Source organism: Sulfitobacter sp. F26169L, assembly GCF_026410285.1.
GTDB lineage: Bacteria > Pseudomonadota > Alphaproteobacteria > Rhodobacterales > Rhodobacteraceae > Sulfitobacter.
In genome coordinates this window covers 427,246-440,462 of the sequence record NZ_JAPMLP010000003.1, presented here as the reverse complement: position 1 = coordinate 440,462, position 13,217 = coordinate 427,246, and the positions used below count along the sequence as shown (strand labels likewise).

The window sequence follows — 13,217 nt, the reverse complement described above, 5'->3', positions numbered from 1 at the left end:
AGATTTCAGGTGTCTCTTGCGAAACCGCCCATCTCTTTGGCCCATTGAAAGCCGATCAAGGCTCCCTTCAATCTTGGCAGAAGGTAAAGCGACAAGCCCACTGTGCCAACTGCAAAGATCGTAAACAGAATAATAGGTTCCGGGCGGAAATATACAAACACTACGTGCAGCAAAGGTGCCATCAGGTGCCCCACCAACAGAATGGTCAGATAGGCAGGACCGTCATCTGCGCGGTGATGGTGAAATTCCTGCTCACAAACAGTGCAGTGATCATGAACCTTCAGATAGCCGAACAACAAAGGCCCCGCGCCGCAATTGGGGCATTTGCCCCGCCAGCCGCGCAGCATTGCAGGCATGCGGGGACGGTCCGCTGTGTCATCGGCAGAAAGTTGACTGATTTGGGTGGCTGTTTGTGTCATAAAAGGTTCCCGAAGCGGATTGATCTCTTGGAATGCGCCAATATCACAGAAAACAAAAGGTGGCGATTTGTCTCAACATGCAAAGTGATGAGTTTCGCTGATTTTTTCCGACGGAAACGCTGAGCCGGTTCGTACAACACCCAACTGCACGGCAAAGCGACCGTTGCAGTCAATAACAAAACGGAGATCATCATGTTTAAAGAATCAATCACGATACTGGCAATCGCAGCAGGTCTGGTCGCGACCAGCGCCAGTGCCCGCGATGGCGGGGACCGGATGCAAGCGCGGTTCGAACAGATCGATACAAACAAGGACGGCCAGATCACCCCGGAAGAAATGCAGGCGCAGGCTGCAGCGCGGTTTGCGGCGGCAGATACCAATGGCGACGGTGAACTGTCATCGGATGAAATGGCCAAAAACGCGCAAAACAGGCACAAGCAACGGATGCTGCGCCGGTTTGACAAAGACGGTGACGGCGCGCTGAGCGCAGAAGAGCTTGACCAGATGCCCAACAACCGGAAAGGCAAGCGATTTGGCCGTATGGATGCCGACAACAGCGGCGGTGTTTCGCTGGAAGAATTGCAGGCGCACCGCGATCCGGCGAAACTGATTGCAAAGCTGGATGCAGACAAAAGCGGTGGTCTAAGCGCTGAGGAGTTTGCAAAAGCGCGCAAGCATGGGAAGCATCGCGCAGACTGATGAGTAGACTATACACCCCCGCTGCTCCATTGGCGGCGGGGGACATGCAGGAAGAGCGAGTGAAAATGACGTCTGGTCATACCGACGCACGGGTTGCGGATGCGGCGTTGCTGGTGCGGTATGCGGCGGGTGACGATGCCGCGGCACGGATGCTGTCAGCCCGCCTGTCGCCGCGTGCCTATGCACACGCCTACCGCGTTCTAGGCGACACAGCCGAGGCCGAGGATGTTACGCAAGAAGCGATGTTGCGCCTTTGGAAGCAGGCCGCGCAATGGGATGCGGGCCGCGCGCAAGCGGCAACATGGCTTTACCGTGTGGTCGCCAACCTGTGCAGCGATCGGCTGCGCGGACGCAGAACCGAGACATTGGATGAGATGAACGAACCCGCAGACCGGCAGCCCAGTGTCGAGACGCGGTTGCAAAACGATGCCCGCTACGATGCGCTTCAGGCGGCGTTGCTGCGGCTTCCTGACAGACAACGGCAGGCAGTAATACTGCGCCATATCGAGGGGTTGGCGAACCCGCAAATCGCCGAAATTCTGGACGTGGGCGTTGAGGCGATTGAAAGCCTGACTGCGCGCGGTAAACGGGCGCTTAAGGCTGATCTGGCCGCGCAGCGCGATGCATTGGGGTATCAAGATGACACAACCTGACAGATTTGATCTGGATACTGCGCTGGAAGCGGCGCGCGCAAACCCGCCACAGATGCCGAAACGGCTGGCAGAACAGATCGTTAACGATGCCATGTCATACCAGCCGCGCGCGCCTTTCTGGCGCCGCATCATGGCGGCGGTGGGCGGACCTGCTGGTGTGAGCGGGATGGTTACTGCAACTATTGCAGGGTTCTGGCTGGGTGTAGCGGCCCCTGTTGAGCAGGTTGATCCGCTGGCGTTGATCGGTGTTGTCGATGCCTTGGACCAGGATGAAATGTCGGACCTGATGGGGTTCGATTGGTATAGTGATGAAGGATAAAAAGATGGCTGATGTTGTACGCAAAAGACGATGGGTGCCTTTTCTTCTGGGACTATCGCTGGCGCTGAACCTTGCGGTAGTTGCTGCAGTCGCGGGTGCGGGGATGCGCCACCATCGGGCTGACGATAGAAAACCTCATTCCCGCAACGCGGGTGCGGCCTATATCCGCGCGCTTCCGCGAGAGGCGCGTCAGAACCTGCGCGAAACCCTGCGCGAAAGGCGAGGTGAAAATGGAAGGGATGTAACCGAAATGGTTAATTTGCTGCGGCAGAAACCGTTCGATGCCGCCGCCGCCGCGCAGGTGTTTGATGCCCAGCGGGTTCATGGGCTAGCGCAGTTAGAAGCAGCAAGTGCTGCGTGGCTGAAAGAAGTTACGGCGATGGACGAAAATGAACGCGGTGCTTATGCGGACCGTTTGCAAGAATTGAGCGAAAAGCGCCGTTCACGGCACAAAGGAACCGTGCGGTACAAGAACTAGTCGGTAGATGTGTTAGGTGGGACTGATTATTGATCAGGTCGGCGATAGTTCAGTGATCGACACGAAAAATTGCCGCCATGACAGCCTGCTTTATGCGGCGGGTCGTGTCTGTGGTTGGCTTAAGGTGACGCGGTTGCGACCTTGCAGCTTGGCTGCGTACAGAGCCTTGTCAGCGCGATCGAGCAACGCATCCACGCTATCCAACGTGCGCCTGCCTATTTCGTCGCGCAAAGCTCCGACGGTTAGCCCGATACTTATAGTGATAGAAACGGAATGCCGTGCGCCTGGAATATCGAACGGAGATTCGCCGATGGTGCGGCACAGATGGTTGGCGACCGTCTGCGCGGTTGCGATATCGGTTGCAGGCATCGCTATCAAAAACTCCTCGCCGCCCATGCGCGCAATGATATCGGTGTCGCGAACCGCATCGCGCAACCGCCGCGCCGTTTCAACCAGCACAGCATCGCCGGAGGCGTGTCCGTAGGCATCATTGATGCGCTTGAAAAAGTCCATATCTGCAAGAATAACGGCATAAGGCGTCGCGGTGGCGGTACTGTGTTCAATCAATTGTTTCAAGTAGGGCATCGCGTGGCGCCGATTGTAAAGGCCGGTCAGCGGGTCATTGATGGCTTCGCGCAAGCCTGCGCGGACACTTTGCAACATCTGCGCAACCTGTCGCTTGCGCTGCAACAATACCTTGAGGCGTAACGCAACTTCGGGCGCGTCAAAGCCGGAGGCCATTACATCGTCCGCTCCCATATCCAGCGCGGAAGTGGCAAGAAACGGATTTGGCGTTTTCTGGATTACCAGTAATGCAATGTCCTGCGTCTGCGCACTTGCCCGGAGCGCGGGGATAAGCCGCAGGCACTTTTCACTCTGATCCGGAGAGTCAGGGAGGGCAATAACAACCGCATCACGGGGGACACCCCCGTGAAGACCCGCCATCGCGTCACGTAGATTGGTCACGTTGTAGCGCGCGCGCAGGTGCGTTTGTAACTGGCGTACCCAGCCTTGGAGCGGGGCGGCATCAAGTCCGATCAAACAGATATTTTCCGGCCGCTCAAACACGGCGGGCTCTTCGGCAAGGCCGAGCGCGCAGCTTGTATCGTCGTGTATCTGCCACTGCGAAAATTTGTGATGAGCGCGGATCATGTTGCGCACTCTGCCGAGAAGAAGGGTCTCGTTTATAGGCCTGTGCATTACCTCGAACGCGCCAGCGCTAAGTGTTTCCAGCCGCATGCCGGTATCCTTGCTGCCGCCAATGGCAAGTACGGGCAGCGAAAAGGCGTGACGGGTTTTCCGCAAGGCCGCACACAGATCGGAAGCTGTACCATCGGGCAAATGCAACGCAGTGATGACCAGATCGGGTTTTTCGGCGTGAATAACTTCCAGCGCGCCGACCAGCGTGTCCGCTTGCAAGACATGATAAAAGGCGGCTGCCAATTTTACCTTGAGCACAATACGGTTTGTCGAAATACCATCAATGATAAGGATTTTACCCTGCATCTGAACTCCTTTCCCGCATGTGTGTTTTGTTGGCTTTCAGTTTTGTGTGGAATTGATTAACAAAGCGTTGAGATTTTGACGGACTTGGACCCATAATATGAGCCTTACGCGGATAACCGCCGATACGATCGCGCTCCATTCATTGGGCTGGCTGGTCGCAAACGAAGACCTTTTGCCGGTGTTCCTGGGGGCGACAGGCGCGTCGGAGACAGATATGCGCAGCGCCGCGCAAGACCCTGAATTCCTCGGGTCGGTCCTTGATTTCATTATGATGGATGACGCGTGGGTCATCGCATGTTGCGATGCCCAGGACATCCCCTACGAGCGTCTGGCAGAGGCACGCCAGAGCTTGCCTGGCGGGGGGCAGGTGCATTGGACATGAGTGAAAAACATATACCTATCAGCGGTTTGTGCTTTGACAAAGATGGCACACTGTTTGACTTCGCCGCCACGTGGGAAGCATGGGCAGCGTCATTTCTGTTACGTGCGTCGAACGGTGACATCGCGCGCGCTGCCCGTGTTGGTGAGGCGATCGGCTTTGACACGGCAGCGCGGAAATTCTCGGATGACAGCATCGTAATCGCGGGGACACCGGGAGAGGTTGCAACAGCCTTGGCGCCGTATTTTACCGATATGTCCCGTGCTGCGTTGTTGCAAATGCTTGACGAAGAAGCCGTTAACGCCCCGCAGCAGGCAGCCGTGCCGTTGTTGCCGTTGTTAACGGAATTCCGTGCGCGCAATCTAATGTTGGGTGTCGCGACAAACGACAGCGAAGGTCCTGCGCGCGCGCATCTTGACGCTGCGGGTGTGACGCAGATGTTCGATTTCGTTGCAGGATATGATAGCGGATATGGTGGAAAACCGGCGGCAGGGCAGCTTCTGGCGTTTGCCGCTGCGGTTGATCTGCCGCCCGAACAGGTTGTGATGGTTGGTGACAGCACCCACGATCTGAACGCCGGACGCGCCGCAGGTATGCGCACGGTCGCTGTTTTGACAGGAGCTGCCAAAGCAGATGTGCTGGCGCCCCTTGCCGATGTCGTCCTGCGCGATATCGGGGAAATCCCTGCATGGCTGGACAGTCGTAGCACGACTTGACCCGTCAAATACGACACGATCTGTCGTGAACAGATAGGCTGCAGCAGTTTGGCTGGTGCCTCTTGGAAACAGACCTCCAAGGAGATGCCCCATGACAGACGAGCCCAAACGCAGAACCCGCGGCGGTGGCCGCGCCGGTGCCAAAACCCGCCGTGGCAGTGCGGTAATCGAACAGATGCCGTGGAACCCGCCTGTTAACATCGACCGCCCCACAGAACCACTCAACCCCGACGGGGTGGCGGCAGTCCATGACGGGGCGATGCGTATCCTTGAAGAGATAGGCATCGAAATTCTCAACCACGAAGCACTTGACGTGTTTCGCAAGGCAGGATGCACGGTTGACGGTGAAAATGTGCGCATGGGCCGCGATATGGTGATGGAATATGTCGCCATGGCCCCGTCGGAATTTACGATCACACCGCGAAATCCTGATCGCAAGATAACCATTGGCGGAAAAAATCTGGTTTTTGGCAACGTTTCGTCACCGCCGAATTATTGGGATATGGCGCTGGGCCGCAAGGTGCCCGGTACGCGCGAGATGTGCCGTGATTTGCTGCGGCTGACACAGTATTTCAACTGTATCCATTTCGCGGGCGGCTATCCGGTAGAACCTGTGGATATCCACGCCTCCGTCCGGCATCTGGATGTGCTGTATGACAAGCTGACGCTGACGGATAAGGTTATGCATGCCTATTCGCTAGGCAAGGAGCGGGTAGAAGATGTGATGGAAATGGTGCGCATTTCCGGCGGCTGGACGGATGAGGAATTCGAGGCCAGCCCGAAGATGTATACCAACATCAATTCTACTTCGCCGCTAAAGCACGATATTCCAATGCTGGACGGCTGGATGCGCATTGCACGGCGCAATCAGGCGCTGGTGGTGACGCCGTTCACACTGGCGGGGGCAATGGCACCTGTAACGATGTCGGGCGCGGTGGCGCAATCGCTGGCAGAGGCGTTGATTGCCGTTGCTCTGGCACAGATTGTCAGACCGGGGGCAAGTGTGGCGATTGGCACGTTTACCTCGAACGTCGATATGAAAACCGGCGCGCCAGCATTTGGAACCCCTGAATACATGCGCGCCACGCAGATGACAGGCCAGTTGTGCCGCTTTTACGGACTGCCGATGCGCAGTTCGGGCGTATGTGCGGCCAACGTACCTGACGGTCAGGCGATGTGGGAAACGTCCAATTCCCTTTGGGCGGCAGTACAGTCAGGCACCAACATGGTTTATCATGCGGCGGGCTGGCTGGAGGGAGGGCTGATCGCCAGCCCTGAAAAGTTCATTATGGATTGCGAGGTTTTGCAGCAGATCCAGCGTTATATGGACCCTGAAATCTGCGCGACCGGACCGGATGAAATCGCGCTTGATGCTATTAAATCGGTGGGCAATCAGGGCCATTTCTTTGGCACACAGCACACGCAGGACCGTTATACGACCGCATTTTACCAACCTTTCTTGAGCGATTGGACCAATTACGAGGGCTGGGAGGTGGCAGGCGGCATCTGGACGCAAGAGCGCGCGCATCACATGTTTAAGGAAATAGTGGCGAGTTTCGAAGAGCCGCCGCTGGATGTGGCGATCCGTGATGAACTGGCGGCATTTGTCGAACGTCGCAAATCGGAAGGCGGCGCACCAACCGATTTTTAACTACGATTCGGCCTGCGCTCCGGTTTTAGCCGCTTGTTAACTTTTGCACGTCATCAATATGTGCATCGCAATTACGAGGGGCCAGTATGCACGGGCTTATCAATCGAAGTTTCCAGAATTACATGTGTGACAGCTATGGCAAGGATGCTTGGCTGGACGTAACCGCCCGTGCCGGTGTCAGCACCATCGAATTCGAAGCAATGCTGGTTTACGATGATGCGGTGACGCCAGCGATACTGAATGCCATGGGTGAAGTTCTGCGCCGCAAACGCGGCGAGCTCATGGAAGATATCGGCGCGTATCTTGTCTCTCACCCCAATACCGAAGCTGTGCGCCGGTTGCTTAGGTTCGGGGGCATGAAATTCGAGGATTTTCTCCACTCCCTCGATGATTTGCCCGACCGTGCGCGGATGGCGGTGGGGGATTTGCACTTGCCTGCGATTGAACTGCACAACCATGAGGAAGGGCACTATAGCCTGATCTGTGACAGCCCGCTTACGGGGTTCGGGCATCTGATGATGGGTGTCCTGCGGGTGATGGCAGATGATTACGGGGCGCTGGTCCTGTTGGATCTTGAGGAAAGTGGAGAGGGGAAGGAAACTGTCTCCATCCGGCTGATCAAAACAGACTTTGCAGACGGGCGCGAATTTGAACTGGGCGCGCGTGCTTTATGACGATCGCTTTTGAACCGGATGTGCTGGATATGTTGTGTCCGATGCACCTGATGCTCGACGGGCAGGGCGTTATCACCCACATAGGTCCGACAACACAAAAGTTGCGTCCTGATATGTCACTGATCGGAATGCGGTTTCTGGATGCGTTTACAGTAATGCGACCGCGCGGAATCACAACACTGGACCAGCTACGGAACGCACGCCATTTGAAACTGCATCTGGAAATGGCAGGTGTTCCGCCCGCGCGCCTGAAAGGTGTGCTGGTGTCCAGCGGCCAGAACTCGGCAATTGTGAATTTGTCTTTTGGTATTTCGATCGTGGATGGCGTGCGTGATTATGCGCTGACCAATGCAGATTTTGCTGCCACCGATCTGGCGATAGAAATGTTGTATCTGGTAGAGGCTAAAACCGCCGCGATGGAATCCTCGCGCAAGCTTAATCTTCGTCTTCAGGGCGCCAAGTTGGCAGCGGAGGAGCAGGCGTTTACCGACACCCTCACAGGGCTGAAGAACCGCCGCGCACTTGATCAGGTGCTGGAGCGGCTTTTGACCATCAACGCGGCTTTTGCAGTGATGCACATTGATCTGGATTACTTTAAGGCCGTCAATGATACGCTTGGCCATGCAGCGGGCGATCATGTGCTGCAAGTTGTAGCAAAGGCCATGATTGAAGAGACCCGCACGACCGATACCGTTGCGCGGGTAGGTGGTGATGAATTTACGGTGATTCTGCCGGATGTGCGCGACATCAACGTTCTGGATCGGATTGGCCGCCGGATCATCGGCCGGATTGAAGTTCCTATACCGTTCAACAATTCGCTGTGCGAAATTTCAGCCAGCATCGGCACGGTCTGGATACAGGGTGGTAACAGCGCGACCCGCGAAACCGTGATGGAGGATGCGGACCTCGCACTATATGCTTCGAAAAACGATGGCCGCGCGCGACAGACGTTCTATACACCAGAGTTGCGCAAGACCGCCAACAGTCTGATGCCGCCAACTGGGCGTGGTATCAAAAGGCCGTGAACAGACCCGCGAGTGTCGATAATCTAGAGCGGTCATCTTTTTTGAGCCTTCTTTCGGCGCCGCTCCTCCGATTGGGACCCTCTTGAAACAACTGTAATCCTCTCGGATTGATCGGTCTGGCATGGCTGGTCAGCGTTCTGTCATTTATCATAGCCACGCGCAGGCGAAATAGGCTGAATGGCGAACGGGCATTGTCTATGATCGAGGGTAAAGAGCCATCGGATAACGGACGAAAATGCATCGCCGGTAATCAAACAGCTCTACGGTGTTTGTGAAGAGTGGACCGTTGTGCGCCACTGGCGTAAATACCTGCTAATGAACCATCGCGCCTCAATCTTCGCCCGCATCCGTAACCGACTGTGGCAGATGAAACGCCGCCGTCGCTTTGCCCGCGCGGTTGCGCATGTTCACGGCAGCGGTTTCATCGTGCCGAAGGGTGAGGTGCTGGCAATTGTGCTGGTGCGTGACGGCGCATATTATCTCGATGCATTTTTCGAGTATTACAAAAGCCTCGGCATCCGCTATTTTGCTTTCATCGACAACGGCTCCACGGATGGGACCATTGCGCGGATCAAGGCGGAAGAGGGATGCGTTATCGACCGTGCGGTGCTGCCTTTGGCGCAATACGAGGATTTAATGCGCGCCTATCCGGCACAAACCTACGGCAAAAACCGCTGGTGTCTGTATGTGGACATGGACGAACAGTTTGATTTCGAGGGGCGCAAAACGCTCGGCTTGCCTGCGTTAATCGGCTATCTTGAATCGCGCGGCGAAACCGCCCTGATGGGGCAGATGCTCGAAATGTTTCCGCCCACCCCGCTGTACGTGGTAAAAGACCTTAGTTTTGCGCAATCCCTTAATAAATTTGTACACTACGATATCAGCACAGTCGCGTGTTTTGATTATCATTCACCTGACATCGAATTTAATGCCATGCTGCGCGGCAACAGACTTTCATCGGATAAATTGCAATTCAAATTCGGTGGCGTGCGCGGCAAAGTCTTTGGCGAGGCGTGTTGCCTGACGAAACACCCGCTGATTTTTAACGGACCCGATGTGGTGCCGGCACCGCACCCGCATTTGTCGCAAAATGTTGTCGTATCGGATTTTAGTGCTGTGATCCGCCACTATAAATTCGCGGGAAATGTCGCTGCGCGCGATGCGGCCACGGCAGGCAGTGGTGATCTGGCCCACGGTGAGGATCAGGCGCGGCTTGAAGTGTTGAATGCGCAATCCGCCCTGACGTTGCATTCGGACGCCGCACAAGAATGGGCAGGGATCGAACCGCTGTATGAAGCCGGATTTTTGACCGCATCAGATCATTATCGGCGATTTTTGAAAGATCGTGCCGCATGAATATTGCAGCCATCGTGATCGGGCGGAACGAGGGCGCGCGCCTGACTGCCTGTCTTGATGCGCTGGTGGGGATTCCGCTTGTGATCTATGTCGATAGCGGTTCAAGCGACGGTTCCGTTGATGCTGCGCGCCAGCGGGGGGCAACGGTGGTCGAACTGGATATGACGCTCCCCTTCACGGCCGCGCGTGCGCGCAACGCGGGGCTGGCACACCTGCCTGACGAAACGGAACTTGTGCAGTTTTTGGATGGCGATTGCGTGATGCAGCCGGAATGGCTGACGCAGGCGCGGGATTTTCTGGCGCAGCATCAAGACATAGCGGTTGTATGCGGACGGCGGCGTGAAATGCACCCCGATGCGTCGGTCTACAACCGTTTGATCGACGATGAATGGGATACGCCCGTGGGCGAGACAAAGGCTTGCGGTGGTGATGCGCTGATGCGGGTGCAGGCCGTCAAATCTGTTGGCGGTTACAGAGATGATCTGATTGCGGGCGAAGAACCCGAATTGTGTATTCGTCTGCGTCAAGCAGGTTGGCGCATCTGGCGGCTGGATGCCGAAATGACAGGCCATGACGCGCAAATCACGCAGTTCGGCCAATGGTGGAAACGCACCAAAAGGGCAGGTCACGCCTTTGCCGAAGGGGCGGCATTGCATGGCGGCGCGCCCGAGAAACACTGGGTGGGTGAGACGCGCCGCGCCCTGCTGTGGGGGGCGTTCATACCGTTGTTGGTGGCGTTGTTCTTTGTGGCAAGCGGACCTGCTGCCCTGCTGTTATTGTTGGTTTATCCGTTACAGGTCTTACGGCTGGCGCGGCGCGGGGGGCTAGCGTGGGCCAGCTTTAGCGTGCTGGGAAAATTCGCCGAGGCGCAAGGTGTTTTGGGGTATTATTGGCGCAACATGACCGGCCGTCGAAAGACACTGATCGAATACAAATAGGCTAGCGTTGCTGCCATGCCTGTCTGGTCAGCCGTGGCAAAATGGCAAAACACTTGGCATAGCGTGGCACCATCCTGCGCGGGCTTTGCAATGCGCGCCACAACCATTCCAGTGCCAGCGCGCGCATGAATTGCGGCGCGCGCACCTGATGCCCTGACAGAAAATCAAGCCCGGCCCCAATCGAGGCAAACCCGACAGCGGGGCTGCGGGCCTTTGCGAAGGCTGCAAATACCTCCTGTTTCGGAGCGCCCAGCGCGATGAAGCACAGGCCCGCGCCACTTTCGTTCAACATCTCGCAGATTTCTGCGGCTGCTGCCCCCGTCGGGTCAAACCCGTATGCGGGGGCGTGGGCCAGCACGATTTTGATTTTCTGCACCCGTTGTTCCAACGCGGCCTTTGCACCGGCCAGTGCCTCATCTGAGCTGCCGACAAAAGCAACGGGCACGCCCATTTCTGTTGCCAGTTCACACAGGGGTATTACCAGATCCGATCCCGGCATCAGCTCTAGCGGTTGGTTTGCCAATTGCGACAACCAGACAATGGGCCGTCCGTCCGCGACAACCAGATCCTGCGCCTGATAGGCGTCCGCAAAAGCGGTATCGCAGGGCAGTTTTGTCAGATGGTCGAGGTTCAGCGTCGCTAGCGCGAATCCGTCGCCTTTTGCGAATTTTTCCCGGACCGCCTGAAACAATGCAGTGCGGGTGGGGATATTGACCTCTACTGCGGAACGACCGGTGCCGAATTTCATGTCTGACCTATGCAAGCTTGCCACATCGCTGCGCGACGATTGGGTGTTTGTCTCTAAAAATCTGTATATTTTTCAGTTCATTGTAATCTGTCGGCAGTGTCTGCGCGGTGTTGGTGGGCAAACTACCGTGATGACATGCGCCTGCCTAGTGTGTAAATGAATGTCCGTTCACCGCATCTGCGCGACAAGGAGCATAATGCCCAACCCGATTGCATATCTGATGCTGCTGATCTGGCCGTTTGTCTGCCTTGTCCTGTTTCGTACACAGTCGGTTGAACGGGCGATTGTCTGGTCTATCCTTGGCGGCTATTTGCTGTTGCCGCCCTTGGCCGAATTCAACCTGCCTCTGGTGCCTGCGATGGACAAGGTCTCGATCCCCAATCTAAGCGTTCTGGCCATTCTGGTATTTGCCACAGCACATAAGGTGCGCCTGCTGCCCGAGGGGCGGATTGCGAAGGTGCTGGTGGCGTTGCTGGTGTTCAGTGCGATCCCGACCGTGCTGACCAACCGCGAGCCGATCCTGTTTGAAGTGCTGCGCGATGCCGATCCGATCCTGTTTCTTGTCGATGCACTGCCCGGACAATCGGTGCGCGATATCGGTTCGGTTCTGATCGGGCAGGCGCTTACGATTGTGCCGTTTCTGGTGGCGCGGCAGTTTTTACGCACTGAAACGGGCCTGCGGGAAATCCTGCTGGCGCTGATGGTGGGGGCCATCGCCTATTCTGTTCCGTCGTTTCTGGAAATTCGTGTTTCTCCGCAGATGAACATTTGGGTGTACGGTTTTTTTCAACATAGTTTCGAGCAGACGATGCGGGCGGGCGGCTATAGGCCGATTGTGTTTCTGCCGCACGGCCTGTGGCTGGCGTTGTTTGTGTGCACCGCGGCGATGGCGGCGGCGGCATTGGCGCGGGTCGCGCCGCGGCTTGAACGTTGGAAGGTAGTTCTGTGGGTCCTTTACCTGATGATCTTTCTAATGGCGTGCAAAAGTGCGGCGTCCATCGCTTATGGTGTGCTGCTGGTGCCGTTTATCCTGTTGGCGCCACCTCGCTGGATGATCTTGCTGGCCACGGTTTTCGCCCTCGTTGCAGTAACCTATCCGATGCTGCGTAATCTGGGTGTTATCCCCACCGATGCGATTGTCGCCACAGTGGCCGAAGTGAACCCCGACCGCGCGCAATCGCTTGGTTACCGCTTTGACAATGAGACGCAACTGCTGGCCCGCGCAGCGGAAAAACCCGCTTTCGGGTGGAGCGGTTGGGGCCGCAGTCTGGTTCGCGATTCCGAAAACGGCCAAATTTTAACCATTCCCGACGGGCGCTGGATCATCGTATTCGGCAGCTTTGGCTGGCTCGGCTATATTGCTGAATTCGGTCTGCTTGCATTGCCGTTGGTATTGCTGGGGTGGCACACACTGCGCCACCGCGAGGCAGAGGTGTCACCCTACATCGGCGCCGTTGCGCTAACCCTGGGGATCACGTTGATGGACATGCTGCTGAACGCTACGCTGACCCCGTTCACTTGGTTAACCGCCGGCGCGGTTCTGGGCTATGTCGAGCGGCTGCATCCCCGCCGCATCCGCGCGCCGCGCCACGCACTGCGCAATCCGCCGGTGATGGGTGGCGGTACACCTCGCGCAAAGAGCGCCCAGATGTAATT

At 56.7% G+C, this 13,217-nt stretch carries 15 protein-coding genes; 12 read left to right on the top strand and 3 right to left on the bottom strand.

Annotated features, from left to right (window positions below; all coding sequences use genetic code 11):
* Positions 1 to 5: 5 nt before the first annotated feature.
* A complete protein-coding gene (locus OS189_RS08960; protein WP_416237468.1) occupies positions 6 to 419 on the bottom strand; it encodes a DUF983 domain-containing protein in 414 nt (137 codons plus the stop codon).
* A 192-nt stretch (positions 420 to 611) separates the two neighbouring features.
* Here OS189_RS08960 and OS189_RS08955 point away from each other — a divergent pair, with 192 nt between their 5' ends.
* The 4 genes from OS189_RS08955 to OS189_RS08940 all read left to right on the top strand — a co-directional run bounded on the left by OS189_RS08955 (position 612) and on the right by OS189_RS08940 (position 2,568).
* Positions 612 to 1,118 (top strand): EF-hand domain-containing protein, encoded by a 507-nt coding sequence (locus OS189_RS08955; protein ID WP_267166949.1) that lies wholly within the window; start codon positions 612 to 614, stop codon positions 1,116 to 1,118.
* Positions 1,119 to 1,183: 65 nt separating this feature from the next.
* Positions 1,184 to 1,771 (top strand): RNA polymerase sigma factor, encoded by a 588-nt coding sequence (locus OS189_RS08950; RefSeq protein WP_267167020.1) that lies wholly within the window; start codon positions 1,184 to 1,186, stop codon positions 1,769 to 1,771.
* Positions 1,758 to 2,090 carry a hypothetical protein gene (locus OS189_RS08945; RefSeq protein ID WP_267166948.1) on the top strand — a complete coding sequence of 111 codons (333 nt, stop codon included), beginning with the start codon at positions 1,758 to 1,760 and terminating at the stop codon, positions 2,088 to 2,090. The genes OS189_RS08950 and OS189_RS08945 overlap by 14 nt, the downstream gene beginning before the upstream one ends.
* A gap of 4 nt (positions 2,091 to 2,094) precedes the next feature.
* Positions 2,095 to 2,568 carry a periplasmic heavy metal sensor gene (locus OS189_RS08940; protein WP_267166947.1) on the top strand — a complete coding sequence of 158 codons (474 nt, stop codon included), beginning with the start codon at positions 2,095 to 2,097 and terminating at the stop codon, positions 2,566 to 2,568.
* A 90-nt stretch (positions 2,569 to 2,658) separates the two neighbouring features.
* On the opposite strand, the gene OS189_RS08935 is transcribed toward OS189_RS08940, so the two are convergent.
* A complete protein-coding gene (locus tag OS189_RS08935; protein WP_267166946.1) occupies positions 2,659 to 4,074 on the bottom strand; it encodes a diguanylate cyclase in 1,416 nt (471 codons plus the stop codon).
* A 97-nt stretch (positions 4,075 to 4,171) separates the two neighbouring features.
* On the opposite strand from OS189_RS08935, the gene OS189_RS08930 reads away from it, so the two are divergent.
* From OS189_RS08930 to OS189_RS08900, 7 genes are all read left to right on the top strand, one after another.
* A complete protein-coding gene (locus tag OS189_RS08930) occupies positions 4,172 to 4,456 on the top strand; it encodes a DUF3572 domain-containing protein (RefSeq protein ID WP_267166945.1) in 285 nt (94 codons plus the stop codon).
* Positions 4,453 to 5,169, top strand: coding sequence for an HAD family hydrolase (locus OS189_RS08925; protein ID WP_267166944.1), 717 nt, complete (start codon positions 4,453 to 4,455; stop codon positions 5,167 to 5,169). Before OS189_RS08930 ends, OS189_RS08925 begins: the two co-directional genes overlap by 4 nt.
* 91 nt (positions 5,170 to 5,260) lie before the next feature.
* Positions 5,261 to 6,820 carry a trimethylamine methyltransferase family protein gene (locus OS189_RS08920; RefSeq protein ID WP_267166943.1) on the top strand — a complete coding sequence of 520 codons (1,560 nt, stop codon included), beginning with the start codon at positions 5,261 to 5,263 and terminating at the stop codon, positions 6,818 to 6,820.
* 86 nt (positions 6,821 to 6,906) lie between these two features.
* Positions 6,907 to 7,494 carry a heme NO-binding domain-containing protein gene (locus OS189_RS08915; protein WP_267166942.1) on the top strand — a complete coding sequence of 196 codons (588 nt, stop codon included), beginning with the start codon at positions 6,907 to 6,909 and terminating at the stop codon, positions 7,492 to 7,494.
* Entirely contained in the window at positions 7,491 to 8,519 is a 1,029-nt protein-coding gene (locus tag OS189_RS08910; RefSeq protein ID WP_267166941.1) for a diguanylate cyclase domain-containing protein, read from the top strand. Before OS189_RS08915 ends, OS189_RS08910 begins: the two co-directional genes overlap by 4 nt.
* Before the next feature lie 315 nt (positions 8,520 to 8,834).
* The gene (locus OS189_RS08905) at positions 8,835 to 9,875 is read left to right on the top strand and encodes a glycosyltransferase family 2 protein (protein WP_267166940.1); all 1,041 of its coding nucleotides are present in this window, start codon (positions 8,835 to 8,837) and stop codon (positions 9,873 to 9,875) included.
* Entirely contained in the window at positions 9,872 to 10,813 is a 942-nt protein-coding gene (locus tag OS189_RS08900) for a glycosyltransferase (RefSeq protein ID WP_267166939.1), read from the top strand. Before OS189_RS08905 ends, OS189_RS08900 begins: the two co-directional genes overlap by 4 nt.
* Position 10,814: 1 nt before the next feature.
* Here the strand turns inward: OS189_RS08900 and OS189_RS08895 are convergent, their stop codons facing one another.
* Positions 10,815 to 11,561 carry a WecB/TagA/CpsF family glycosyltransferase gene (locus OS189_RS08895; protein WP_267166938.1) on the bottom strand — a complete coding sequence of 249 codons (747 nt, stop codon included), beginning with the start codon at positions 11,559 to 11,561 and terminating at the stop codon, positions 10,815 to 10,817.
* A 196-nt stretch (positions 11,562 to 11,757) separates the two neighbouring features.
* Between OS189_RS08895 and OS189_RS08890 the strand changes: the two genes are divergently transcribed.
* Entirely contained in the window at positions 11,758 to 13,215 is a 1,458-nt protein-coding gene (locus OS189_RS08890; RefSeq protein WP_267166937.1) for a hypothetical protein, read from the top strand.
* Positions 13,216 to 13,217: the final 2 nt, after the last annotated feature.

Bases quoted from the DNA above. Each gene is read 5' to 3' on its own strand.
- OS189_RS08960 (WP_416237468.1), bottom strand. From the start codon at position 419: ATGACACAAACAGCCACCCAAATCAGTCAACTTTCTGCCGATGACACA.
- OS189_RS08955 (WP_267166949.1), top strand. From the start codon at position 612: ATGTTTAAAGAATCAATCACGATACTGGCAATCGCAGCAGGTCTGGTC.
- OS189_RS08950 (WP_267167020.1), top strand. From the start codon at position 1,184: ATGACGTCTGGTCATACCGACGCACGGGTTGCGGATGCGGCGTTGCTG.
- OS189_RS08945 (WP_267166948.1), top strand. From the start codon at position 1,758: ATGACACAACCTGACAGATTTGATCTGGATACTGCGCTGGAAGCGGCG.
- OS189_RS08940 (WP_267166947.1), top strand. From the start codon at position 2,095: ATGGCTGATGTTGTACGCAAAAGACGATGGGTGCCTTTTCTTCTGGGA.
- OS189_RS08935 (WP_267166946.1), bottom strand. From the start codon at position 4,074: ATGCAGGGTAAAATCCTTATCATTGATGGTATTTCGACAAACCGTATT.
- OS189_RS08930 (WP_267166945.1), top strand. From the start codon at position 4,172: ATGAGCCTTACGCGGATAACCGCCGATACGATCGCGCTCCATTCATTG.
- OS189_RS08925 (WP_267166944.1), top strand. From the start codon at position 4,453: ATGAGTGAAAAACATATACCTATCAGCGGTTTGTGCTTTGACAAAGAT.
- OS189_RS08920 (WP_267166943.1), top strand. From the start codon at position 5,261: ATGACAGACGAGCCCAAACGCAGAACCCGCGGCGGTGGCCGCGCCGGT.
- OS189_RS08915 (WP_267166942.1), top strand. From the start codon at position 6,907: ATGCACGGGCTTATCAATCGAAGTTTCCAGAATTACATGTGTGACAGC.
- OS189_RS08910 (WP_267166941.1), top strand. From the start codon at position 7,491: ATGACGATCGCTTTTGAACCGGATGTGCTGGATATGTTGTGTCCGATG.
- OS189_RS08905 (WP_267166940.1), top strand. From the start codon at position 8,835: ATGAACCATCGCGCCTCAATCTTCGCCCGCATCCGTAACCGACTGTGG.
- OS189_RS08900 (WP_267166939.1), top strand. From the start codon at position 9,872: ATGAATATTGCAGCCATCGTGATCGGGCGGAACGAGGGCGCGCGCCTG.
- OS189_RS08895 (WP_267166938.1), bottom strand. From the start codon at position 11,561: ATGAAATTCGGCACCGGTCGTTCCGCAGTAGAGGTCAATATCCCCACC.
- OS189_RS08890 (WP_267166937.1), top strand. From the start codon at position 11,758: ATGCCCAACCCGATTGCATATCTGATGCTGCTGATCTGGCCGTTTGTC.